The 23,726-nt window shown below is 67.4% G+C and carries 25 protein-coding genes; 19 read left to right on the forward strand and 6 right to left on the reverse strand.

The features are described 5' to 3' along the window. Nucleotides 1-9: 9 nt before the first annotated feature. The gene (locus tag AC07PZ_RS14925) at nucleotides 10-927 is read right to left on the reverse strand and encodes a LysR family transcriptional regulator (protein ID WP_495295883.1); all 918 of its coding nucleotides are present in this window, start codon (nucleotides 925-927) and stop codon (nucleotides 10-12) included. Between the two features lie 182 nt (nucleotides 928-1,109). Between AC07PZ_RS14925 and AC07PZ_RS14930 the strand changes: the two genes are divergently transcribed. Further along, entirely contained in the window at nucleotides 1,110-1,868 is a 759-nt protein-coding gene (locus AC07PZ_RS14930) for an SDR family NAD(P)-dependent oxidoreductase (protein WP_495295884.1), read from the forward strand. Between the two features lie 31 nt (nucleotides 1,869-1,899). Here AC07PZ_RS14930 and AC07PZ_RS14935 read toward each other — a convergent pair whose 3' ends face one another. From AC07PZ_RS14935 to hisN, 3 genes are read right to left on the reverse strand one after another with little or no spacing between them, the layout of a single operon-like run. Then, nucleotides 1,900-2,829, reverse strand: a complete 930-nt coding sequence (locus tag AC07PZ_RS14935; RefSeq protein WP_495295885.1) for an ROK family protein — start codon at nucleotides 2,827-2,829, stop codon at nucleotides 1,900-1,902. 30 nt (nucleotides 2,830-2,859) lie between these two features. After that, entirely contained in the window at nucleotides 2,860-3,054 is a 195-nt protein-coding gene (locus AC07PZ_RS14940; RefSeq protein WP_495295886.1) for a DUF2905 domain-containing protein, read from the reverse strand. Nucleotides 3,055-3,062: 8 nt separating this feature from the next. Beyond that, nucleotides 3,063-3,869, reverse strand: coding sequence for a histidinol-phosphatase (gene hisN, locus AC07PZ_RS14945; RefSeq protein ID WP_495295887.1), 807 nt, complete (start codon nucleotides 3,867-3,869; stop codon nucleotides 3,063-3,065). Between the two features lie 57 nt (nucleotides 3,870-3,926). Here hisN and AC07PZ_RS14950 point away from each other — a divergent pair, with 57 nt between their 5' ends. Next, nucleotides 3,927-4,403: a metallophosphoesterase family protein gene (locus tag AC07PZ_RS14950; protein WP_495295888.1), complete on the forward strand. Its 477-nt coding sequence runs from the start codon at nucleotides 3,927-3,929 to the stop codon at nucleotides 4,401-4,403. Nucleotides 4,404-4,431: 28 nt separating this feature from the next. Here the strand turns inward: AC07PZ_RS14950 and AC07PZ_RS14955 are convergent, their stop codons facing one another. After that, on the reverse strand, nucleotides 4,432-5,532 hold the full coding sequence (locus AC07PZ_RS14955) for a class I SAM-dependent methyltransferase (protein ID WP_495295889.1): 1,101 nt from the start codon (nucleotides 5,530-5,532) through the stop codon (nucleotides 4,432-4,434). 29 nt (nucleotides 5,533-5,561) lie between these two features. Between AC07PZ_RS14955 and AC07PZ_RS14960 the strand changes: the two genes are divergently transcribed. The 12 genes from AC07PZ_RS14960 (at nucleotide 5,562) to mdoH (ending at nucleotide 17,071) form a co-directional block, all read left to right on the forward strand. Further along, nucleotides 5,562-6,350 (forward strand): SDR family oxidoreductase, encoded by a 789-nt coding sequence (locus tag AC07PZ_RS14960; protein ID WP_495295890.1) that lies wholly within the window; start codon nucleotides 5,562-5,564, stop codon nucleotides 6,348-6,350. 10 nt (nucleotides 6,351-6,360) lie between these two features. Then, nucleotides 6,361-6,732 (forward strand): dihydroneopterin aldolase, encoded by a 372-nt coding sequence (locus AC07PZ_RS14965; protein WP_495295891.1) that lies wholly within the window; start codon nucleotides 6,361-6,363, stop codon nucleotides 6,730-6,732. 13 nt (nucleotides 6,733-6,745) lie between these two features. Next, nucleotides 6,746-7,693, forward strand: a complete 948-nt coding sequence (gene ttcA, locus AC07PZ_RS14970) for a tRNA 2-thiocytidine(32) synthetase TtcA (RefSeq protein ID WP_495295892.1) — start codon at nucleotides 6,746-6,748, stop codon at nucleotides 7,691-7,693. A gap of 72 nt (nucleotides 7,694-7,765) precedes the next feature. Next, the gene (locus AC07PZ_RS14975; RefSeq protein ID WP_495295893.1) at nucleotides 7,766-8,407 is read left to right on the forward strand and encodes a DUF4136 domain-containing protein; all 642 of its coding nucleotides are present in this window, start codon (nucleotides 7,766-7,768) and stop codon (nucleotides 8,405-8,407) included. 17 nt (nucleotides 8,408-8,424) lie between these two features. Further along, nucleotides 8,425-9,063 (forward strand): histidine phosphatase family protein, encoded by a 639-nt coding sequence (locus AC07PZ_RS14980; RefSeq protein WP_495295894.1) that lies wholly within the window; start codon nucleotides 8,425-8,427, stop codon nucleotides 9,061-9,063. A gap of 123 nt (nucleotides 9,064-9,186) precedes the next feature. Further along, a complete protein-coding gene (locus tag AC07PZ_RS14985) occupies nucleotides 9,187-9,690 on the forward strand; it encodes a hypothetical protein (protein ID WP_495295895.1) in 504 nt (167 codons plus the stop codon). Between the two features lie 62 nt (nucleotides 9,691-9,752). Beyond that, a complete protein-coding gene (miaB, locus tag AC07PZ_RS14990; RefSeq protein WP_495295896.1) occupies nucleotides 9,753-11,123 on the forward strand; it encodes a tRNA (N6-isopentenyl adenosine(37)-C2)-methylthiotransferase MiaB in 1,371 nt (456 codons plus the stop codon). Further along, a complete protein-coding gene (locus AC07PZ_RS14995) occupies nucleotides 11,123-12,550 on the forward strand; it encodes a sensor histidine kinase (RefSeq protein ID WP_495295897.1) in 1,428 nt (475 codons plus the stop codon). Before miaB ends, AC07PZ_RS14995 begins: the two co-directional genes overlap by 1 nt. An 83-nt stretch (nucleotides 12,551-12,633) precedes the next feature. Beyond that, nucleotides 12,634-13,245 carry a hypothetical protein gene (locus AC07PZ_RS15000; protein ID WP_495295898.1) on the forward strand — a complete coding sequence of 204 codons (612 nt, stop codon included), beginning with the start codon at nucleotides 12,634-12,636 and terminating at the stop codon, nucleotides 13,243-13,245. After that, the gene (locus tag AC07PZ_RS15005) at nucleotides 13,242-14,636 is read left to right on the forward strand and encodes a sigma 54-interacting transcriptional regulator (protein WP_495295899.1); all 1,395 of its coding nucleotides are present in this window, start codon (nucleotides 13,242-13,244) and stop codon (nucleotides 14,634-14,636) included. Before AC07PZ_RS15000 ends, AC07PZ_RS15005 begins: the two co-directional genes overlap by 4 nt. A 220-nt stretch (nucleotides 14,637-14,856) precedes the next feature. After that, on the forward strand, nucleotides 14,857-15,060 hold the full coding sequence (locus AC07PZ_RS15010; RefSeq protein ID WP_495295900.1) for a hypothetical protein: 204 nt from the start codon (nucleotides 14,857-14,859) through the stop codon (nucleotides 15,058-15,060). A 7-nt stretch (nucleotides 15,061-15,067) separates the two neighbouring features. Further along, on the forward strand, nucleotides 15,068-17,071 hold the full coding sequence (mdoH, locus tag AC07PZ_RS15015; protein ID WP_495295901.1) for a glucans biosynthesis glucosyltransferase MdoH: 2,004 nt from the start codon (nucleotides 15,068-15,070) through the stop codon (nucleotides 17,069-17,071). A 142-nt stretch (nucleotides 17,072-17,213) separates the two neighbouring features. On the opposite strand, the gene ffh is transcribed toward mdoH, so the two are convergent. Beyond that, the gene (gene ffh, locus AC07PZ_RS15020; protein WP_495295902.1) at nucleotides 17,214-18,599 is read right to left on the reverse strand and encodes a signal recognition particle protein; all 1,386 of its coding nucleotides are present in this window, start codon (nucleotides 18,597-18,599) and stop codon (nucleotides 17,214-17,216) included. 193 nt (nucleotides 18,600-18,792) lie between these two features. Between ffh and AC07PZ_RS15025 the strand changes: the two genes are divergently transcribed. Genes AC07PZ_RS15025 through ampD form a run of 5 tightly spaced genes read left to right on the forward strand, consistent with a single transcriptional unit; the run spans nucleotide 18,793 to nucleotide 23,666 of the window. Then, nucleotides 18,793-19,599: a cytochrome C assembly family protein gene (locus AC07PZ_RS15025; RefSeq protein ID WP_495295903.1), complete on the forward strand. Its 807-nt coding sequence runs from the start codon at nucleotides 18,793-18,795 to the stop codon at nucleotides 19,597-19,599. Continuing rightward, nucleotides 19,596-19,838: a PP0621 family protein gene (locus AC07PZ_RS15030; RefSeq protein WP_495295904.1), complete on the forward strand. Its 243-nt coding sequence runs from the start codon at nucleotides 19,596-19,598 to the stop codon at nucleotides 19,836-19,838. The genes AC07PZ_RS15025 and AC07PZ_RS15030 overlap by 4 nt, the downstream gene beginning before the upstream one ends. Nucleotides 19,839-19,848: 10 nt before the next feature. Continuing rightward, nucleotides 19,849-21,540, forward strand: coding sequence for a two-component system sensor histidine kinase NtrB (locus AC07PZ_RS15035; protein WP_495295905.1), 1,692 nt, complete (start codon nucleotides 19,849-19,851; stop codon nucleotides 21,538-21,540). A 4-nt stretch (nucleotides 21,541-21,544) separates the two neighbouring features. Beyond that, nucleotides 21,545-23,077 (forward strand): sigma-54-dependent transcriptional regulator, encoded by a 1,533-nt coding sequence (locus tag AC07PZ_RS15040; RefSeq protein ID WP_495295906.1) that lies wholly within the window; start codon nucleotides 21,545-21,547, stop codon nucleotides 23,075-23,077. Then, nucleotides 23,046-23,666 (forward strand): 1,6-anhydro-N-acetylmuramyl-L-alanine amidase AmpD, encoded by a 621-nt coding sequence (gene ampD, locus AC07PZ_RS15045; protein ID WP_495295907.1) that lies wholly within the window; start codon nucleotides 23,046-23,048, stop codon nucleotides 23,664-23,666. The genes AC07PZ_RS15040 and ampD overlap by 32 nt, the downstream gene beginning before the upstream one ends. Nucleotides 23,667-23,726 lie beyond the last annotated feature (60 nt).

Below are 23,726 nucleotides of genomic sequence, written 5' to 3' on the forward strand. Positions count from 1 at the left end.
CGGCCGCGCTCAGCCGGCCGCCGCGTCCGGCCGTTGCGCCAGATGCGGCGACAGCAGGTCGACCAGCCAGGCCATCAGCGCCTGCACCCGCTTCGGCAGATGTCTCCGGTGCGGATACAACAGCCAGACCGGCATCGGCTCGGCCGTGAACTCGGGCAGCACCTCGCGCACGTCACCGTGCGTCTGCATGGCCGCGAGCCCGATGCGCGGTGACTGGATCAGGCCCAGCCCGGCGAGGCACGCCGCTTCGTAGGCGTCGGTGTTGTTGACGGTCACGACGCTGCGCATCGGCCGCAGCCGCCAGGTGTCGCCGTCGCGGTACTCGAAGCCGCCACCCGATGTGCCGGCACTGCCATAGCGCACCAGCAGATGGTCATCGAGGTCTTCGAGCGCGCGAGGCATGCCGTGGGCCGCCAGGTACGCAGCGCTCGCGCAGTTGGCCATCGGCATCTCGCCCAGCCGGCGCGCGACCAGGCCGGAATCCTCGAGCCGGCCGATGCGCAGCACGCAATCGAAGCCCTCGTGCACGAGATCGACACGCCGATCGGTCGCGCTGATCTCGATCTCGAGCTGCGGATGCGCGGCGATGAATGCCGGCAACTGAGGGATCACGAGCTGACGCGCGAGCTTGATCGGCAGGTCGATGCGCAGCCGACCGCGCAACGCACTCGGCGACTGCTGGAACAGCGATTGCACCTCGTCCGCTTCGGCCAGCAACAGCTGGCTGCGCTCCAGCAATTGCTCGCCGTCGGGCGTCAGGCGCACGGTGCGGGTGGTGCGTTGCAGCAGCCGGGCGCCGAGTTCGGCCTCGAGTTGCTGCACGCTGGTCGAGATGCGCGCCTTGGGCAGGCCGAGCTGTTCCGCCGCACGCGTGAAGCTGGCGAGTTCGGCGACCTTGACGAAGATGCGGAGCGCGGCGAGTTCCATGGGCTGGGTGGGTTGATGCGCAGCAGGCCCAACGTGGGCTGAAAAAAAGCGTCAGCTGAAAGGACGGCCCAATCCACCCATTGTTCAGCCAGGAAGAACAGTCTTCTCCGGAAGCGGGAGTTTATCGATGGATTGTCTGAACCTACAGTTCATTCCATCGCAACCCAACCGGAAAGCACACCATGAATGCACCCATCGCCCTCGTGACCGGCGCCAGCCGCGGCCTCGGCAAGAACACCGCCCTGAAGCTCGCAGCGCGCGGCAGCGACCTGATCCTGACCTACCGCAGCGGCGCCGATGAAGCGCAGCAGGTGGTGAAAGAGATCGAGGCGCTGGGCCGTCGCGCCGTGGCCCTGCAGCTCGACGTGGCCCGCAGCGCCGGTTTCGCCGCCTTCGCGGAGGAAGTGAAGGCCGCGCTGACGCGCATCTGGCAGCGCGACAGCTTCGACCATCTCGTCAACAACGCCGGCATCGGCATCCACGTGCCGTTCATGGAAACGAGCGAGGAACAATTCGACACCCTGATGAACACGCATCTGAAGGGCACCTTCTTCCTCACGCAGAAGCTGCTGCCGCTGCTGGCCGATGGCGGCCGCATCGTGAACATCTCGACCGGCCTGGCGCGCTTCACGCTGCCCGGCCATGCCGCCTATGCGGCGATGAAGGGTGGCATCGAAGTGCTGTCGCGCTACATGGCCAAGGAGCTCGGCGCGCGCGGCATCGCGGTCAACGTGGTCGCGCCGGGCGCGATCGAGACCGACTTCGGCGGCGGCGTGGTGCGCGACAACGCGCAGATGAACGCCGGCATCGCATCGCAGACCGCGCTCGGCCGGGTCGGCCTGCCGGACGACATCGGCGGCGCGATCGCATCGCTGCTGGAACCCGGCAACCGCTGGATCACGGGCCAGCGCATCGAGGTGTCGGGCGGCATGTTCCTGTGAGCGGACACACCCGCCGCGCCGGACTGGAGGCTCAGTCGACCAGCGCGAGCGCAGCGTAGTCGCCGACCTTGTCGCCCAGCCCGGCGGCTGCCAGCTGCACGCCCTGCGTGAGCGGCTTGAGCTTGCCGTCGATCTGCGCCTGCAGGCGCGGCAGCAGGAAGTCGCGGTTGTGCCAGAACACGCTGCCGCCCAGGCTGATGCGCTGCAGGTCGAGCGTGGCGACGAGGTTGTAGAGCATGCGGCCCATCACGCGGCAGAGTTCGTCGGCCGTCTTCACGGCCTCGGGCTCGCCGGCCACGGCAGCGGCGAACAGCTCGGGCGCCGGTCGCGAGAAGCGGCGCGCGATCGAATTGCCCGCCACCAGGCCTTCGACGTCGCCGACATTGCCGCAACCGCACAACGCGTGCTGGTTGTCGTCGTCCGCCACGAAGCTGTGGCCCGCATGGCCGGCATTGCCGTTCTTGCCGCGCAGCACGCGCCCGTCGACGCACAGGCCGACGCCCACGCCGGTGCTCCAGGTCACGTAGGCGCAATGGTCAAGCCCTTGGAGGGCGCCCCAGCGGCGCTCGGCCTCGAGTGCCGAGACGGCGTCGTTCTCGACCCTCACCTGGCGAAATCGCTTGCGCAGCGGCGCTTCGAGCACCGCCGACATCCAGTCGTTCGGCAGGCCGCGCGCCGGGCCGGCCAGGCCGCCGCACATGTTGGGCGTGGCGAGCTCGATGCAGCCGTCGTTCAGCACGAACGGACCGGCCGACGAGACGCCGATGGCATCGATGCTCTCCGGCGCGACGCCGGCCTTGGCGCAGGCCGCGTCGACCAGCCGCATCACCTGCAGCGCGATCGCATCGTTGTTGCCGCTGGTGGCGGTGGGCTCGGACTGGCGCACCAGCAGCTCGCGGCTGCCGGTCTCGGCAAGGCTCACGGCCACCTTGGTGCCACCGATGTCGACGCAGGCTTTCATGGGAAGTGTCCTGGAAGAGGTTGTGAAGGATCAGACCAGTTTTGCCACCAATGCGGCGATCGTGCTGAGCACGACGGTGCTGCCGATCGGCAGTTGCCACAGCCGGCCGAACAGGCGGAACTCGAAATCGCCCGGCAGGCGGCCGAAGCCGAAGCGGCGCAGCCATTGCGTGAACCCGCTCATCAGCACGAGCGCCAGCAGCACCACGATCAGCCAGCGGATCATCGGCGCCTTCAGGCCGCTGTCGTTGCAGCGGCGGAAGCGGCGGAGGAACCGAGCATCGCCAACGCCTCGCGATGCAGTTCGGGCGTGGCCGCGGCGATCACGCGGCCGTCCGACTTCAGGCCGAGCGGCCGGCCTTCCCAGTCGGTGACCACGCCGCCCGCCGCTTCGATCAGCCCGGTCGGGCCGAGGTAGTCGTAGGGTTGCAGGCCGGTCTCGACGACCAGGTCGATCGTGCCGCCGGCGAGCTGCGCGTAGCCGTAGCAGTCGCCGCCGAAGCGCCGCATGGCACAGCGCCGGCTCAGTGCATCGAAGGCCAGCCAGTCGGCTGCATCGAAGATGTCGGGCGAGGTGGTGACGATGCGTGCCTCGGCGACGCGGGTGCAGCCGCTGACCCGCACCGGCGCGCCGTTGCGGTGCGCGCCCACGCCGGTCTGGCCGATCCAGCGCTCGCGCAGCACCGGCATGTCGACCATGCCGAGCGTCACGCGGCCGGCCTCGAGCACCCCGATCAGCGTGCCCCAGAGCGGCGATCCGGTGATGAAGCTGCGCGTGCCGTCGATCGGATCGAGCACCCAGACGCGGCCGGCATCCAGCTGCAGCGCGCCGTGCTCCTCGCCGTAGATGCCGTCGGCCGGCAGTTCGGCGCCGAGGATCTCGCGCATCGCCGTCTCGGCGGCGCGGTCGGCCAGCGTGACGGGGCTTTCGTCCGACTTGGTGATGATGTCCAGCGGCGTTCGGAAATAGGCCATCGACTGGGCGGCGGCGGCATCGGCGAGCGCGTGGGCAATGCGCAGGAGGTCGGGCGAAGAGGTCATGGAATGGTTCGGCAGTCGAATCCGCGATTAGAACCGAGCGCGCCGCAAAATCGGGGCATGCAACGCATCGGACTCATCTCGGACACGCACGGGCTGCTGCGCCCGGAAGCCCTGGCCTTTCTGCAGGGCTGCGACCACATCGTGCACGCCGGCGACATCGGCGACCCGGCCATCCTCGAGCGGCTCGCGGCGCTGGCGCCGCTGACGGTGGTCCGCGGCAACAACGACCGGGCCGACTGGGCCGCGTCCATCGCCGACACGGAGTTCGTGAAGATCGGCGGCGTGTGGCTCTATGCGCTGCACGACATCGCCGAACTCGATCTCGATCCGGCCGCAGCCGGCATCCAGGTGGTCGTGACCGGCCATTCGCACCAGCCGGCGATCGACCTGCGCGACGGCGTGCTGTTCGTGAACCCGGGCAGCGCGGGACCGAGGCGCTTCAAGCTGCCGATCGCCGTCGGCGAACTGCAGGTCGACGACGCCGGAACCATCACGCCGCGGATCGTCGGGCTGGACATCGCCCCGGCCGCCTGACCGCAGCGCGCCGCAGGACGACCGGTTGCTACAGCGTGTGCGTGCGGTCGCCGGCCGTGAAGCCGATCGCGTCCCAAGGCTCGCCCACGCACAGGCCGATCACCTTGAACAGCTCGCCCATCTCGTGCTCGTGGATCAGCTTCGCTGCCGTGGCGCGCACCGGCAGCGCGGCCTGGTCCGAGAAGCCGAGCAGCCCGCAGTTCATCAGGAAGCGCGCCTGGCTGCAGTAGCCCATCACCGACAGCCCGGCGTTCTGCGCCGCCAGCGCGATGCCGGTGAAGTCGACGTGCGCCGTGATGTCCTTCAGCCCGACGTCGACCAGCGGATCGCCGTCGGCCTGGTGCGCGCGGTGGCACATCACGGTGCCCATGTGGCGTTGCGGGTGGTAGTACTCCGACTCGGGGAAACCGTAGTCGATGAAGAACGCCGCGCCGCGCTTCAGGCGCTCGGCCAGCGTCGCGATGAAGGCCTCGGCCTGCGGATGGATTTCGGTCAGGTAGTCGTGCGGGCCGTCGATCTCGACCGGCGGACGGTGTTCGGTCGGGCGGTCGTCCCAGGCCCAGCCATCGCCGTCGGGCCGCGGCATCACGCCGCGCTCGTACCAGCGCCCGCCCACGCGCGCGATCAATTGCACCGGCATCGCATCGAGCACCTCGTTGCCGACCACCACGCCGGCCATCTCTTCAGGTAGCGCATCGAGCCATTCGACCTTGCCCGCGTACCTGGCGAGCAGGGTCTGCTGGCGCTCGCGCAGGGTGCCGGAGAGGTCGACGATGCGGTAGCGCGCCACGCGGTCGCCGAGCGCATCGAGCAGTTGCAGCGCCAGCGCGCCGGAACCGGCGCCGAATTCCCAGACCTCGTCGGTGCCGGTCTGCGCCAGCGCCTCGCCGACCTGCACGGCCAGCGTGCGGCCGAACAGCGGGGACATTTCCGGCGCGGTCACGAAATCGCTGCCGGAGCCGGGCATCGTGCCGAACTTGCGGCTCGAATTGGCGTAGTAGCCGAGCCCGGGCGCGTACAGCGCCAGCGCCATGAAGCGGTCGAAGCCGATCCACCCACCGGCGCGCTGAATGGCCTGACCGATCAGACGGTCGAGGGCGGTCGTTAAAATTTCGGGTCTTGTCGTCACGCGGCGATTGTCTCCGCTCCTTCCCTCCCATGCCCTCTTCCACCGCTGCGCCCGCTGTGCGCACCGTTCTCATCACCGGCGCCGCCAAGCGGCTGGGCCGCGAGATCGCGCTCGCGCTGGCCGACGGCGGCTGGCAGGTTGCGGTGCACTACCGCCAGTCGGCCGACGAGGCACGCCAGACCGCCGCCGACTGCGCAAGCCGTTCCGGCCTGCCCGCCGCCATGGTGAGCGCCGACCTGGCCGACGAGGCGCAGGTTCGCGCGCTGGTGCCGCAGGTGGTGTCGCAGTTCGGCCGGCTCGATGCGATCGTCAACAGCGCGTCGCTGTTCGAGCACGACGCCGCCGCCAGCTTCGGCTTCGATCTGTTCGAGCGGCACCTGCGCAGCAACACCGCCGCACCGATCCTGCTGGCGCAGGCGCTGCATGCGCACCTGCTGTCGCGCGGCGCGGAGGCCCATGGCGCGGTGGTCAACATGCTCGACCAGAAGCTCTGGAACCAGAACCCGGATTTCCTGAGCTACACGCTGTCGAAGGCCGCACTGGAAGCCGCCAACACGATGCTCGCGCTCGCGCTCGCGCCGCAGTTGCGCGTGGTCGGCGTGGCGCCGGGGCTCACGCTGACCAGCCACATGCTGAGCGACGAGAAATTCAACGCGCTGCACGCGTCCGCCAGTCCGCTGGGCCGGTCGTCGACCGCAGCGGACGTCGCCGCCACGGTGCGATTCGCGCTGGAGAACCGCTCCATGACCGGCACGACGCTGCTGGTCGACGGCGGCCAGCACCTGATGAAATTCGAACGCGATTTTTCGCTGATGTAGAGAGAGCCGCATGCTGACCAAGGGCACCCAAATCCTCACGCTGAGCAGCCTGCGCTTCGACGCGAACCTCGGCATCCTCGACCAGGAGAAGGTCGCGCCGCAGAAGATCCAGGTCGACGCGGAATTGAACCTCGGCACGCAGCCGCTGCTGCCGTCCGACGACGACATCATGCATGTGCTGGACTACCGCAAGGTGCGCCGCATCATCATCGAGGAGTGCACGGCCGTGCACGTGAACCTGCTCGAAAGCCTGATCGGCAAGCTGGCGCACCGGCTGATGCAGCTGCCCGGCGTGCTGGGCGTGCGCGTGAAGATCGCCAAGCTGGAAATATTCGAGGATTGCGAAGTGGCGATCCGCGTCGAAACCGGGCAATGGTCGTAAGGGAGATATTCGAATGAGCGCCATCTGGACCGAAGACGAAGCCACCATCACGGCTGCAAGCCAAGCCGCGCCGCAAGACAGGACGCTGAAGATCGAGCGCGAGACGCACAAGCTCGAGAAGCGGCTGTGCCGCCAGGTCGGCCAGGCGATCGTCGACTACAACATGATCGAGGAAGGCGACAAGGTCATGGTCTGCGTCTCGGGCGGCAAGGACAGCTACGCGATGCTCGACATCCTGCTGAAGCTGCGGGCCCGCGCGCCGATCCACTTCGACCTGATCGCCGTCAACCTCGACCAGAAGCAGCCAGGCTTTCCGGAAGAAGTGCTGCCGAAGTACCTGAGCGAACTCGGCGTGCCCTTCCACATCGAGAACCAGGACACCTACAGCATCGTCAAGCGCGTGATCCCCGAGGGCAAGACGACCTGCGGCCTGTGCAGCCGGCTGCGCCGCGGCATCCTGTACCGCGTGGCGGACGAGCTCGGCGCGACCAAGGTCGCGCTCGGCCACCACCGCGACGACATGCTGCAGACCTTCTTCCTCAACATGTTCTTCGCCGGCAAGCTCAAGAGCATGCCGCCCAAGCTGGTGAGCGACGACGGCCGGCACATCGTGATCCGCCCGCTCGCCAACGTGGCCGAGAAGGACCTGGTGCGCTGGGCGCAGCACCGCGAGTTCCCGATCATTCCCTGCACGCTGTGCGGCAGCCAGGAGAACCTGCAGCGCAAGCAGGTCGCCGAGATGCTGCGCGAGTGGGAAAAGAAGCACCCGGGCCGCATCGAGAACATGTTCACCGCCCTGCAGAACGTGGTGCCTTCGCATCTGCTGGACGGAACGCGGCACGACTTCAAGGGTCTCAAGGCGACGGGCGTCGCCGACGATGAAGGAGACAAGGCCTTCGACGCGCCCGATTTCAGCCTGGCGGCCACGGCACCGTCGGCGCTCCGCATCGTGCAGTTGTAAGCCGATGCAGCGGAGCCCCCCGACGCCGGCCATGGCCGCCGGGCTTTTCCGTACTGCGCCTGGAGAGACGACATGAAACGTTTGCTGACTTCCCTGATCACCGTGGCCGCGCTCGCCGGCCTGACCGGCTGCGCGACCCGCTGGGTCGTCGACAGCGATGTGCAGAGCTTCTCGAAGATCGCTGCCGTGCCGGCAGGCGCGACCTTCCGCTTCGAGCGACTGCCCTCGCAGCAGAGCGGTGCCGCCATGGAATCGCAAGCGCAGCTCGAGGCGATGGCGCAGCCCGCACTCGAACGCGCCGGGCTGAAGCGCGACGACGCGGCGCCGCGCTTCAGCGCGCAGGTCGGCGCGCGCGTGAGCGCCGAGCTGTCGCCCTGGGCCGACCCATGGCTGCAGGCCGGCCCGTGGGGCCCGCGCTACGGTGGCTGGGCGCTGGGCTACGGCCGCGTGCCGTACGGCGGCTTCGGCTATGGCTGGTACGGCCCCGGCTTCCCGCCCGCAGCCAATCCCTGGTACGAACGCGAGGTCAGCATCGTGCTGCGCGCCCTGCCCTCGAACGAGGTCGTGTACGAGACCCGCGCCCGCAACGACGGGCCCTACACCTCGAGCCCGGCCATCCTGACGGTCATGTTCGAGGCGGCGCTGCACGGCTTCCCGAACCCGCCGCAGGGTGCGCGCCGCGTCGACCTCGAGATACTGCCCCGGCAGCCCTGAATCCAACCTGCACGCCCATGGACGCTACGCGACTGATTGCCGTTCGACACGGAGAAACCGAATGGAACGTGGACACGCGCATCCAGGGCCAGCTCGACATCGGCCTGAACGCCACCGGTCTCTGGCAGGCCGGCCAGGTCGGCCGCGCGCTGGCCGACGAGCCGATCGCCGCGATCTATGCGAGCGATCTCTCGCGCGCCTGGCAGACCGCCGCCGCGATCGGCGCCGCACGCGGGCTGGACGTCCAGGCAGAACCGCGTCTGCGTGAGCGCGCGTTCGGGCACTTCGAGGGCCGCACCTTCGCAGAGATCGACGCCGAGCTGCCCGAGCAGGCGCGGCTCTGGCGCACGCGCGATCCGGATTTCGAACCCGCAGGCGGCGAGTCGCTGCTGCGCTTTCGCGACCGCATCACCGCGGTGGCTGCCGAACTGGCCGCGCGCCACCCCGACGAGCTGATCGTGCTGGTGGCCCACGGCGGCGTGATGGACGTGCTCTACCGCGCCGCGACCGGCCAGTCGCTGCAGGCGCCGCGCACGTGGCACCTCGGCAACGCGGCGGTCAACCGGATGCTCTGGACGCCGCAGGGCTTCACGCTGGTCGGCTGGGGGGACATCGCGCACCTCGACAAGCCAGCGCTCGACGAAACCACGACCTGAGTCGTCGACGGGGTCTCGGCCCACAGCGGCCGCGCGAACCCGCCCGCTAAAATCCGGCTGCGCGGCATCGTTCCGTCGTCATCGGCTTTCGACCCGCGCACTTGCCAGCCTCTGGATATACCCATGAATCGCTGCACCAGCCCCACCCGAACCTTCCTGCTTTCACCTCTTGTCGCGCTGTGCGCGTGCGCCGCGCTGATGCTGTCGGCAGGGGTCCGTGCGCAGGAAGCGGATGCCGGGGACATCGGTGGCACCCAGAGCGAAGCTGCCGCGGGCGGCCGCAATTTCCCCGAAGGCACACTGCGCGGCAGCCTGGTGATGGTGCAGGCGCCGCAAATCCTGCTCGATGGCCGCGCCGACCGGCTGTCGCCGGGCGCGCGCATCCGCAACGCACGGAACATGCTGCTGATGCCGGCCACGCTGATCGGCCAGAAGCTGCTGGTCAACTACACGCGCGACGCTTCCAACCTGGTGAGCCAGGTCTGGGTGCTGACGCCCGACGAGGCCCGCGTGGCGCGCACGTCCGCCGCACGCCCGTCAGGCGGCTTCTGGCCCTTCGCCGTCAGCGCCGGGCCGCGTGACGATGGCAAGACGCCTTTCGACCAATTGCCGAAGTTCGGCGAGTGACCGCCTTCTTCCAAGACACGACACAAGACACACGACCGCCCACGGTCCGCACCGCTCCCACCATGACCAAAAAAGTCTTCATCAAAACCTTCGGCTGCCAGATGAACGAGTACGACTCGGACAAGATGGCCGACGTGCTGAATGCCGCCCAGGGCTACGAACCGACGCAGGACGTCGACGAGGCCGACCTGATCCTGTTCAACACCTGCTCGGTGCGCGAGAAGGCGCAGGAAAAGGTCTTCAGCGATCTCGGGCGCATCAAGCATCTGAAGGCCAAGGGCGTGAAGATCGGCGTCGGTGGCTGCGTGGCCAGCCAGGAAGGCCAGGCCATCATCGCCCGCGCGCCCTACGTCGACGTCGTGTTCGGCCCGCAGACGCTGCACCGCCTGCCCGAACTGCTGGCGCAGCGCGAGACGCTGGGCCGGCCGCAGGTCGACATCAGCTTTCCGGAGATCGAGAAGTTCGATCACCTGCCGCCCGCCCGGGTCGAGGGCGCGACCGCGTTCGTGTCGATCATGGAAGGCTGCTCGAAGTACTGCAGCTATTGCGTGGTGCCCTACACCCGGGGAGAAGAAGTCAATCGCCCGCTCGACGATGTGCTGGTCGAGATCGCCGGCCTGGCCGACCAGGGCGTGCGCGAGGTGACGCTGCTGGGGCAGAACGTCAACGCCTACCGCGGCCGCATGGGTGACACGGCCGAGATCGCCGATTTCGCGCTGCTGATCGAGTACGTCGCCGAAATCCCGGGCATCGAACGCATCCGCTACACGACCAGCCATCCGAACGAGTTCACCCCGCGCCTGATCGAGGCCTACGCGAAGGTACCGCAGCTGGTGTCGCACCTGCATCTGCCGGTGCAGCACGGCAGCGACCGCATCCTGATGGCGATGAAGCGCGGCTACACCGCGATGGAATACAAGAGCACGGTGCGCAAGCTGCGCGCCATCCGCCCCGAACTCGCGCTGTCGAGCGACTTCATCGTCGGCTTCCCCGGCGAGACCGACGACGACTTCGCGAAGATGATGAAGCTCATCGACGACTGCCGCTTCGACGCGAGCTTCAGCTTCATCTTCAGCCCGCGGCCCGGCACGCCGGCTGCGGCGCTGCAGGACGACACGCCGCACGAGGTGAAACTGGCGCGCCTGCATCAGCTCCAGGCCGTCATCGACACCAACGTGAAGGCGTTCGGCCAGGCCCTGGTCGGCACCACGCAGCGCGTGCTGGTCGAGGGCGCATCGCGCAAGGACGCCAAGGAGCTCATGGGCCGCACCGCGTGCAACCGTGTCGTCAACTTCGAAGGCGATGCGCGCCTGGTCGGCCAGATGATCGACCTGCGCGTCACGCGTTCGCTCGCCTACACGCTGCGCGGCGAAGTGCCGACACGTGAATCGGCACCGACGACCGGCGCCGCACTCGCGCAGGTCGCCGCCTGATGCGGCGGCTCAACTACGCGCGTGGCTCGTTCCAGCAGCTGCTGCTTTTCGCGTTCCTGCTGATCACCGCGCTGCTCGTCGGCGTCGCGCTGAGCTCGGTGTTCCAGTACGACGTGCTGATGCGGCAGAGCCGCGACGCGGCGGCGAGTGCGCTGACGCTGTCGGGCGCCGCGCAATCGCTGGCCGAGCGCAGCGCCGCGATGGAGCGCGCCGGCCGCCAGTCGCTGGTGCTGAACGACGCCGTGCTGCGCCGCCGCTTCAACGACGCCGCGCGCGACGCGCAAGGCATCCTCGACCGGCTGGTGGCCAACGGCCTGGAGCCGACACCGGTCGACGCCTGGCGCGCACAGCACGGGCAGATCGACGGCCTGCTGTCCGGCCCGGTCGAAACCGCACTCACGCGCGAAGGCACGATGGCGATGCAGTTCCGGGATCTCGATGCGCTCAACACGCAGATCGCGCAGGCCGCGCAGATGCTGATCGAGACGCGCAACCGGGCGCTGGCCGAGCGCATCGAGAGCGCGCGCACGCGCCTGATGCGGCAGGTGGTCGCCGCCAGCGTGCTCGCCGTGACACTGGCGCTGGCTTTCGGCATCTGGCTGGCGCGCCCGTTCAAGCGGCTGGAACGCGCGATCGTCGGGCTCGGCGAGAACCGGCTGGACGAGCCGATCGACATCCGCGGCCCGGCCGACGTGCGTCGCCTGTCGGAACAGCTCGAATGGCTGCGGCTGCGGCTGACCGAACTCGATGCCGACAAGGCACGCTTTCTGCGTCACGTTTCGCATGAACTCAAGACCCCGTTGGCGGCATTGCGCGAAGGCGTGTCGCTCCTGGAAGACGGCGTGACCGGCGCGCTCAACCCCGCGCAACGGGAAGTCGCACAGATCCTGCAGCAGAACGCGATCACGCTGCAGAGCCAGATCGAGGCGCTGTTGCGCTTCAACGCCGCGGCTTTCGAGGCGCGCGAGCTGCGCCGCCAGCGCACGCCGCTGCTGCCGCTGATCGAGGAGCAGGTCGATTCGCAGCGTCTGCAGTGGCAGGCGCACGGACTGACGGTCAAGGTCGAGGGCGAGCCGCTGTCGATCACGGTCGACCCGGTGAAACTGGGCACCGCGATCGCCAACCTGCTGTCGAATGCGATCCGGTTCTCGGCGCGCGGCGGCACGATCACGCTGGCGGTGTCCGGCACCGCCGACACCGCGCGCATCGACATCGCCGACGCCGGCCCCGGCGTGGCCGACGGCGACCGCGACCGCATCTTCGAACCGTTCTATCGCGGCGAACGCCAGCCCGAGCACGCATTGAAAGGCACAGGGATCGGTCTGTCGATCGTGCAGGAGTACATTGCAGCTCATGGCGGACGCATCGCGCTGCTGCCCGGCGGACCGGGCGCGCGTTTTCGCATCGAGCTGCCGCGCACGGCCTGACGGCTGAGCAACACACCCACAGGCCCCCACGCGCTTTCCGAGCCATGTTCTTGTCGTTCGTCCACAAACCCGCTGTCATCCTGATGGTCGCAGCGCCCCTGCTGCTGACCGCCTGCCAGACTCCACCACCCGCGCCGGAAACGCCCACCGCCGCCGCGCAGACACCGCCGGTGGCGGCGCCCGTGGCCGTGATGCCGGTCGAAGCAGAACCGGTCGCACCGGCCACGCAACCACCGCTCGCCTTCACGCCCGCCACGATGGGACCGATGACTGCGATGCTCGCTTACGCCGACAAGCTGCGGCCGCTCGGTGCGGCCGACCTGGCGGCCGAGCTGACCCGGCTGGGCGACCCTGGCGAGGTGCCGGCAACACAGATGCGCGTCGCCCTGGTGCTCGCGCAGACGCGTGTGCCCGCCGACCTCGCGCGCGCCCTCGGACTGATGCAGCGCGTGATTTCGAGCGCGTCTCCCGACGCGGCACCGCTGCAGCCGCTGGCGCGCGCACTGGCTGCCCGCTACATGGAACAGCGTCGCGTCGAGGACGATCGCGATCGCCAGGTACAGGCGCTGCGCGACAGCCAGCGCCGCATGGATCAATTGAACGATCGCATCGAGGCGCTGCGCGCCATCGAGCGCAGCTTTGCGCGTCCCAACCAACTGCCAGGCAATGGCGGCGGAGCCCGGCCATCCCCATGAGTGAAGACAACGCACCCGTACCGTCCAAGGGCGCACGCCTGCTGGTCGTCGACGACGATCCCGACATGCTTCGGCTGCTGTCGATGCGGCTGAACTCGGTCGGCTACCAGGTGACCGCCGTGACCTCGGCCGAATCGGCGCTGACGCAGCTGGAGATCGAGCATCCGCAACTCGTGCTGAGCGACGTGCGGCTGCCCGGGCGCGACGGACTCGCGCTGTTCGACGAAATCCGCAAGCACCATCCGACGCTGCCGGTGATCCTGCTCACGGCGCATGGAACGATCCCGGACGCGGTCGAGGCCACCGCCCGCGGCGTCTTCACCTACCTGACCAAGCCCTACGACGGCCGCGAGCTGCTCGACAAGATCGCGCAGGCTCTGGCACTCGGTGCGCCGCCGACCACGCCCAGCAAGAGCGGCGACGAGAGCTGGCGCTCCGACATCGTGAGCCGCAGCAACCGCATGGCCGAACTGCTGGCGGAAGCGCGCATGGTCGCGAAGTCCGACGCGTCCGTGCTGCTGCGCGGCGACAGCGGCGCCGGCAAGGAAATGCTCGCACGGGCGATCCACAAGGCGAGCGCACGCGCCGCCAAGCCCTTCGTCGCCGTCAACTGCGGCGCGATTCCGGAGGCACTGCTCGAGTCCGAGCTGTTCGGTCACATGAAGGGCGCGTTCACGGACGCGGTCGCCAATCACAAGGGCCTGTTCCAGCAGGCCGACGGCGGCACGCTGCTGCTCGACGAAATCGGCGACATGCCGCCGGCGCTGCAGGTCAAGCTGTTGCGCGTGCTGCAGGAGCGCGCGGTGCGCCCGCTCGGCGCCAGCCAGTCGATCGACGTCGACGTGCGGATCATCTCGGCCACGCACCGCGACCTCGACGCGGCCATGGAAGCCGGGCAATTCCGTGAAGACCTCTATTACCGGCTGAACGTGGTCACGCTGACGCTGCCGCCGTTGAGCGCGCGCCGCGAAGACATTCCGTTGTTGGCAAACCACTTCCTGCAGCGGCTGTCGACCAAGTACAACAAGCGGCTGTCGGGATTTGCGCCCGAAGCGCTGAAGGCGCTGACCACCGCGTCCTGGCCCGGCAACGTGCGGCAGCTGTTCAACGTGGTCGAGCAGGTGTGCGCATTGTCGAGTTCGCCTTTGATTCCATTGGCACTGGTGCAACGTGCGTTGCGCGTGCCGAGCATCGAGGTTCAGACCTATGCAGAAGCCAAGCAGCGTTTCGAGCGCGACTACCTGGTCGGATTGCTGAAGCTGACCGATGGCAATGTCGCGGATGCCGCCCGGATGGCAGACCGCAATCGCACCGAGTTCTACCGCCTGCTGCAGAAGCACGAACTCACGCCCGGGCACTTCAAGGCGGACCCCGCGTCGCCTGCAAGTTGAAGGCATCGTTTGCCTGTCGCTGTAGAGCGACGAAGATAAATCGTTGATTTTGTTGAGTATTTTCCAGACCCCCTGCAAGCTCGTCGTGATTTGACGACAAGAACAGGGGTTTTAGGGCCTCAAAGCGGTCCAAGCTGCAAAAACCAACTCCAAAATCTCCTCAAGTCGTTGTCACACAACGATTTTTCCATGCTGGCACAGGGATTGCCCCTGTAGAGGCATGACAGCACTCATCAGCACCTCTTTTGCAATGCGCGCCGGCCGCGGCGCCAGGCGTCAAAAGCAGGTTTCCCTCTCAAGGCCTCACGCCGCGAGCCATTCGCTGATGGCGCTCGACGCCGCAAGCGGCGCTTCTCCCGAATGCGTGTTCAAGCGCTTTCCGGCAATTGGCGACACGCCTTCCCTCAACAAGCAACGTGGGTGAGCAGCACATGAAACCGAACGATTTCTCGCAGTTGAACATCCTGAACGACGCCGATCTCAGCCAGCGCAGCGCGCTGCGCGAAGAGCGTCATCCCAATTCCGTCACCGCGCCGCCGATCAACCGCGGTTCGATGACGCCCCGCCCATGGCGCGGCTTCTGGAACAGCCTCGGCACCGCCGCACTCGTGAAGCTGGGTGCGGGTACCAAGGCACCTGCTGACGTGCGGGTCGCGGCCGAGCAACCCTGGCAGCGTGCCGCGAAGCAACGACGTCTCGCCTTCATGATGCTCACGCTGCTGAGCACCGTGATCGCTTCCACGCTGTTCGCCAGCGTGCAACCGGACTACGACAACATCTGGCTCGAATACGGTCAGATCGGCCTGTATGGCTTGCTGTCGGGCTGGGTCGTCACCGGTTTCGTGACCGCACTGATGGGCTTTTATGTCTCCGTTCGCGGCGACAAGCATGCGCTGTCGGTCAAGCAGGTCGCCAACCATCCGATGAACCCGGATGCACGGACCGCCATCATCATGCCGATCTGCAACGAGGACGTGTCCACCGTGTTCGCCGGCCTGCGCGCCACTTGCGAATCGGTGGCAGCCACCGGCCACGCCAAGCAATTCGACGTGTTCGTGCTGTCCGACAGCTACAACCCCGAAACCGCCGCCGCCGAACGCGCCGCCTGGGAAGACTTGCGCGCCGCGCTGGCCACGAGCCCGAACCAGCCGCAGGTGGAGGTGTATTACCGTCTGCGCACCCGTCGCACGCACCGCAAGGCCGGCAACGTGGCCGACTTCTGCCGCCGCTGGGGCAAGGACTACCGTTACATGGTCGTGCTCGACGCCGATTCCGTGATGAGCGGCGACTGCCTGACCTCGATGGTCAAGCTGATGGAAGCCAATCCCAACGCCGGCATCATCCAGACCGCGACGCAGGCCATCGGCCACGTCACGCTGCATGCCCGTGCGCAGCAATTCGCCTCCCGCGTGACGGGTCGTCTGTTCACGCTGGGCATGCAGTTCTGGCAACTGGGCGAATCGCACTACTGGGGTCACAACGCGATCATCCGCGTCGAACCCTTCATGAAGCACTGCGCGCTGGCACCGATCAAGGGCAATGGCGGCATGTCGGGCGGCATCATGTCGCACGATTTCGTCGAAGCTGCACTGATGCGCCGCGCTGGCTACAACGTCTGGCTGGTGTCCGACCTGGTCGGCAGCTACGAGCAGCAACCGCCGGACCTGCTGTCCGAATTGCAACGCGACCGCCGCTGGTGCCAGGGCAATCTGCAGAATGCCCGCCTGATGGCCGAACCGGGGATCCATTCCGTGCACCGCGCGATGTTCGTGACCGGCACGATGGCCTATTGCTCTGCGCCGCTGTGGCTCGCCTTCCTGACCCTGGGTACTGCGCTCTGGCTCAGCGGCTCCAGCCTGGTGTCGAGCTTCAACGTGCTGCCGATGGAACTCGCCGGCCTCTGGCTCTGGACGCTGTGCCTGCTGTTCCTCCCGCGCCTCCTTGGCATCGTCGCCGTGGTCATGCGTGGCGAACAAGGTCAGTTCGGTGGTGTCTCCGGCCTGATCAAGAGCTCGGTGCTCGAAAGCGGTCTCGCCATCGTGCAAGCGCCGGTTCGCATGCTGGCCCACTCGCTGTTCGTCATCGTGGCCCTGACCGGCATCAAGCTGGACTGGAAGTCGCCTCCGCGTGAAGCCGCCGCCGTGCCATGGAAGATTGCAGCATCGCAACTCGCACCGATGTCGCTGGTGGTCGCTGCCCTGGCCGTGGGCATCGCGCTGATCGACGCAAGCGCGCTGGTCTGGCTGATGCCCGTGGGCCTGCCGTTGCTGCTGGCGATCCCGCTGACCGTGCTGACCAGCCAGATCGCACTGGGCACTACGCTGCGCGATCGCGGCTACCTGTTGATTCCGGAAGAGTCGCGTTCCCCTGCCGTGCTGCGCCGCGCCTGGATGCACGCACTGCGCCTGGCTCGCCCCGCTCTCGCGACTGCCTGAGCACCAACCGATAAAAAAAGAAGCTTCGATTTGCTGTCACCCAAGGGCCCGTCCCCTGGAAATTGAAAAGGCCCGCTTCGGCGGGCCTTTTTCATGGGTCGACCGGAATACGGCCGAACCTCGTTGCGTCGCGGGATGACGCTCAGAAGCGAGGCATTCCGCCACCGCCACCCATCGGCGGCATTCCCTTCATGCCGCCCATCTTCTTCATCATCTTCATCAGGCCGCCGCCCTTCATCTTCTTCATCATTCCCTGCATCTGTTCGAACTCGTTGAGCAGCCGGTTCACCTCCTGAACCTGCACGCCGGCACCCGCAGCGATACGGCGCTTGCGCGTAGCCTTGAGCAGCTCGGGCTTGCGGCGCTCCAGCGGCGTCATGCTCTGGATGATTCCTTCCTTGCGGCGGATGTCGCGCTCGGCGCGATTCATATCGACTTCGGTCGCCTTGGCTGCCATCTGCGCGGGCAGCTTGTCCATCAGGCTCGACAGTCCGCCCATCTGCTTCATCTGCTGCAGCTGGCCAAGAAAATCGTTGAGATCGAACCCAGCGCCGCTCTTGACCTTGGCCGCCAGCTTCTGAGCAGCCGCCACGTCGACACCCGCCGTCACCTGCTCGACCAACGCAACGATGTCGCCCATGCCGAGAATGCGGCCCGCGTGACGCTCGGCGTCGAACACTTCCAGGCCGTCGATCTTCTCGCTGGTACCGGCGAACTTGATCGGCACGCCGGTGATCTGCCGCACCGACAAGGCCGCGCCACCGCGCGAATCGCCGTCGGTCTTGGTCAGGATGATGCCGGTGAGCGGCAACGCTTCCTTGAATGCCTTTGCCGTGTTGATCGCATCCTGGCCTTGCATGGCATCGACCACGAACAGCGTCTCGACCGGGTTCAGTTCGGCATGCAACTGCTTGATCTCGCTCATCAGCACTTCGTCGATCGCCAGGCGGCCCGCGGTGTCGACCAGCAGCACGTCAAAGAAGTGGCGTCGTGCATGGTCGAGGGCTGCGCGCGCGATGTCGAGCGGCTTCTGGTCCGGCGTGCTCGGAAACCATTCGGCACCGGCCTGCTTCGTGACCGTCTTGAGCTGCTCGATCGCGGCCGGGCGGTAGACGTCGCCGGACACCGTGAGCACCTTCTTCTTGCGCTTCTCGATCAGATGCTTGGCGAGCTTGGCAGTCGTCGTGGTCTTGCCCGCACCCTGCAGGCCGGCCATCAATATCACGGCCGGTGGCTGTGCGGCCAGATTGATGTCGGACACGCCCTCGCCCATGGTCGCCGCGAGTTCGCGGTTCACGATGCCGACCAGCGCCTGCCCCGGCTTGAGAGAACCGAGCACCTCCTGGCCCAGCGCCTTGTCCTTCACGCGGGCGATGAAGTCGCGCACCACCGGCAGCGCCACGTCGGCCTCGAGCAGAGCCATGCGGACTTCGCGCAGCATGTCCTGCACATTGCTTTCGGTGATGCGGGCCTGCCCGCTCATCGTCTTGACAAGGCGGGAGAATTTTTCGGTAAGGGCTGTCGCCATGGGAGAAGTACCTTGCTGCCCGTCAAACGCGGGCCGGTGGAAAGTCGTGAAGCTGAAGTCCTGTTCGGCTGCCCAGCCCCGTGCAGGCCACTGCGAAGATGCCTTCGGCGATCCGTCGCTGTGCTCCCGGCGGGGCAGCGGCCCGGCCACATGAAGTGCGCGGACCCTGAGGGAGAGCCATTAAACTCCTGCGATGATTTTAGCGATCCCCTCCCCACTCGGCGTGGCACTGGGCATCGCCACCGCGGCAGCCTACGGCTTCATCGCCGGCACGGCCTCGCGGTTGACCCGGCAGACGACCCAGGCAGTCCTCGGACTGGCATGGCTGCTGCACGCGTTGGCGCTGGCCTGGGGCCTCATCGGCCATGTGCCGCGCTTCGGCTTTGCACCTGCACTGTCTGTCACGGCGTGGCTCGTGCTGACTGTCTACGCCGTTGAAAGCCGGCTGTTTCCGCAACTCGCCGTGCGGCGCGTGCTGGCCGGACTGGGCGCGGCAGTGGTGCTGCTGGCCGTGTTGTTCCCCGGTACGCCATTGCACGTGACCGCATCGCCGTGGCTGCCGCTGCATCTGGCGCTCGGCATTGCGTCCTATGGCCTGTTCGGCGCTGCCGTGGTGCACGCCTGGCTGATCACGCGGGCGGAAAAGCAGATCCGGTTGGCTGCCGGTCCGCAGACCGGCGTGCCCCTGCTCACGCTCGAACGCCTGACCTTTCGTTTCGTGACGGCAGGCTTCGTGTTGCTGTCGGCCACGCTGCTGGCCGGCGTGCTGTTCGGCGAGACGCTCTACGGCCAGGCCGGCCGCGGCTGGAAGTGGGATCACAAGGCTGTGTTCTCGGTGCTGGCCTGGATTGCCTTTGCGGTGCTGCTGACAGGTCGAGCCCGCTTCGGTTGGCGCGGCCGGACGGCGCGCCGCGTGCTCTATGCGGGTGCGGCCCTGTTGCTGCTCGCCTATGTCGGTTCGCGCTTCGTGCTCGAAGTGCTGTTGCATCGCGCACCATGAAATACCTTCTCGTCTTCTTCGTCGTCTTCTTCGCAATCTGGCTTTGGCGAAAGAATCGCCGCGACGAAATGCGCGAGCGCGCGGTTCCGCCGCGCCGGCCCGCACCGCCTGCCGTCGGTGCGCCGCAGGCCATGTTGCGCTGCGCACATTGCAGCCTGCATCTGCCGGCGGGCGACGCAGTGCGCGGAGCGCACGGCATGTATTGCAGCGCCGCGCATCGCCAGGCTGCCGAACGCTGAACCGGCGCGCATGACGCTCCTGCTCTGGTCGCGCGGCGAGCCGACAACCGACTGGAGCCTGCTCGAACAGCCGCCCGGTACCGGCGGCGCGTTGCAGCGTCTATGGCGCGGCTTTCTGGCCGCACGCGGCTTCATCGCCATCGTGCTGCTGGCGCTGCAACTGCTCACCGCCATGCGGAACCTTCCCGTTCCCTGGGCGGCGCTGGCGCTGTCGGTCGTCTACCTCATCGCCGCATTGCTGACGATGCAACTCTCGCGGTTCATGTCGCCGATCCGTGGTTTGGGAGGCGTCTGGCTGGTCACGATCGGCGTCGACTTGACCATCTTCACGGCGCTGCAGCTGCTGGAAGCGGGCAACATCAACTACGCGCCGCTGTTCGCGCTCCCCGTGCTGATGGGTGCAGTCCTCGGCACGGTTGCGGTCGGGCTCGGCACCAGTGCGTTGGTCACGCTGCTGCTGCTGGCGGATGCGGGCTGGCACTGGCTGCGCATGCCGGCGGATGCTTCGCCACGCTTCGTGCAGGCCGCCCTGACCGGCACCGGCCTGTTCGTGGTCGCGTTGCTGGCACACGAACTGGCGCGTCGGCTGGCGCGCGAGGAAGCACTGGCGCTTCGCAACCGAGACACGGCGCAGATGCACGCGCAGGTGAATTCGCTCGTGATCGAGACGCTCGCCGACGGCGTGCTGGTGATCGATTCGCGCGGCCGGGTGCATGCAGCCAATCCGGCGGCGGCAGACATGCTTGGCCAGGAAATCGCCCGCCGGGACACACCCTTCACGCTGGCCGCGCAACCTGCCTGGCATGCGCTGGCTGCGCTGGCCGATCAGACATTCGAGCGACAGGCCAACCAGGTGCAGGAACTGCCCGTTGCGCAGGCCGAAGGCGCCGTACGCGAAGTGCGCGTGCGTACCCAACTGACACCGGCAGGCGACCCTCTGGGCGACGGGTTGTGCGTGATGTTCCTGCAGGACCTGCGGGAGCTCGAGGCACGGATCCGCACCGAAAAGCTCGCGGCCATGGGACGCATGTCGGCCGCGGTTGCGCACGAGATCCGCAATCCGCTGGCGGCGATCACGCAAGCCAGCGCACTGCTCAACGAGGACTTGAGCGACCCTGCACACCGCAGGTTGGCAACGATGGTGGAGCACAACGCGCAGCGCCTGGCGCGCATCGTGGACGACGTGCTGGATGTGGCACGTGTCGGCAGGCAGCGGCTTCTTGCACTGGGCGAACATTTGCCGCTCGACACCACGATCGAGGCGCTCGCGCAGGAGTGGACGCGACACACACGCCGCACGGGCGTGCTCCTGCAGCTGAATGCCCCCGGCTGCGATGTCTGCTTCGACGCCGAGCATCTGCGGCGCATCCTGGTGAACCTGCTGGACAACGCGTCGCGCTATGCGAGCGATCGCGAAGGTGCCATCCGGCTTCGCACGCGGCTCGACGCCGATGGCCGCGCAAGCCTGCAGGTCTGGAGCGATGGCAGCCCGCTGGAGCCCGCTGTGCAACGCCACTTGTTCGAGCCATTCTTCTCGTCCGAAAGTCGCTCCAGTGGCTTGGGGCTCTTTCTCTGCCGCGAATTGTGCGAGCGCCACGGCGCGGCCATCGGCTACCGGCGGCGGTCGCTGGCCGACAGCGACGCCGAAGGCAACGAATTCTTCGTGGCGTTCGCACCTGCCGATACGCGGCTGAGAGAATAGGTCGGTGAGCACCTTGAACCCATCCACCGTGCGCGCCGCGCAGATTCTCGTGGTGGACGACGAGCCCGACCTTCGCACCCTGTATGAACTGACGCTGTTGCGCGAGGGCTATCGCGTCGAAGCGGCCGGCAGCATCCTCGAGGCGCGACAGCATCTGGATGCCGGGCAGTTCGACGCCGTCATCACCGACATGCGCCTGCCCGACGGCCGCGGCATGGAGATCCTGCAGCACATCCAGCAGACCCAGCGAAGCGAGCGCTGCGTGGTGATGACCGCCTATGGTTCAGCCAACAACGCGGTCGAGGCCCTGAAGGCCGGTGCCTTCGACTACCTGACGAAGCCGGTCGACCTCAAGCAGTTTCGTACCGTGGTCGCGTCGGCCGTGCAGGCGCTGCAAGCGCCCAAGCCCGCAGCGACAGTGCCCGACGCAGCCCGCCTTGCGATGGCGGGGGGCGCCGGCCAGGCTGCACTCGATCGGCTGGTCGGCGACTCCGAACCGATGCAACTGGTGAAATCGCGGATCGTCAAGGTGGCGCGCGGCATGGCGCCGGTGCTGGTGCGCGGCGAGTCCGGCACCGGCAAGGAGCTGGTCGCACGTGCGATCCATGCCTGCAGCCAGCGCGGTGACGGCCCGTTCGTGGCCGTGAACTGCGGTGCGATTCCTGAAAACCTGCTCGAAGCGGAATTCTTCGGTGCGCGCAAAGGCGCATACACCGGTGCGTCGCAGGACCGCGACGGGTATTTCCAGGCCGCGCGCGGCGGCACGCTTTTCCTCGACGAAATCGGCGACCTGCCGCTCGCGATGCAGTCGAAACTGCTGCGGGCGATCCAGGAACGCAGCGTGCGTCCGCTCGGCTCGACGCAGGAAGATGCGGCCGATGTCCGTATCGTGAGCGCGACACACAAGAACCTGCAGATCGAAGTCCAGGCCGGGCGCTTCCGTCAGGATCTGTTCTATCGGCTCAACGTGATCGAGATCGCGATGCCCGCCCTGCGCGACCGGCGCGAAGACCTGCCCGCGCTGTGCGATGCGTTGCTGGTCCGCATCGCGCAGGAGGCCGGCATGACGGCGCCGGTGCTCTCTCCTGCCGTGGTCCATCGACTGGCCGTGCATCCTCTGCAAGGCAACGTGCGCGAGCTTGAAAACCTGCTGCACCGCGCAGTCGCGTTGAGCGACGGCAACGAGCTGCACCTTGACGGCATGGACACGGACGCCGGTTCATCCCTGTCGCTTGCGCAGGCCGAATTTCAGTCGCAAGCGCTCGCCGCCATCGACCGGACCGAGGCTGCTGCGGCCGCATCGGCCGGCATGTCCAGACCGGTCTCGCTGCCGCCCATTCCCACGGATCTGCAGGACTACCTCGATCGGCAAGAGCGCGATGTGCTCGTGCGGGCGCTGGCGGAAAGCGGCTTCAATCGCACCGCGGCCGCCGCACGGCTCGGATTGAGCTTGCGCCAGATCCGCTACCGCATCGCGCGATTGAACATTGCGACGCCGAATGGCGATGAAAACGCTGCGGGTGGCGGTGATGACTGAGTCCACCACGGGCGGGTCGCTGTGGCACGACGGCTGGTACAGGCCGGCCCGCGCATTGCCGTCACCGAACTTCGGACCGCGGCCTGCGGCGGCGTCGATCGACCTGATCGTGGTGCACTCGATCAGCCTGCCGCCCGGACACTATGGTGGTGACGAGGTCCAGCGCCTGTTCACCAACCAGCTCGACTGGGATGCGCACCCCTATTTCAGCGCGATCCGAGGCATTGAAGTCTCGGCACATTTCTATTTGCGGCGCGACGGCGAACTCCTGCAGTTCGTGAGCTGCGATGCACGCGCCTGGCATGCCGGGGCTTCTTCGTGGCGGGGGCGCACGAACTGCAACGACGACTCCATCGGCATCGAGCTCGAGGGCCTCGAAGGCGAGAGCTTCGAGACACGGCAATACGAGGCACTGGTGCCACTGTGCACAGCACTTGCCAAGCACTATCCGATCCGCTTCGTGGCCGGGCACGAGCACATCGCGCCGGGTCGTAAGCATGATCCCGGCGCCGGCTTCGACTGGCCCCGGTTGCAGCGCGGATTGGCCTCGTCCGGCGTCGAGTTCCCCCTCGATCGACCTCCGCTCTGAGATTTTTTCAATCGCCTGCTGACAAGCGATGGATCGGCTCAAAGACCTCAAGCTGGCCGG

Source organism: Variovorax sp. GW821-FHT10B04 (assembly GCF_059415645.1).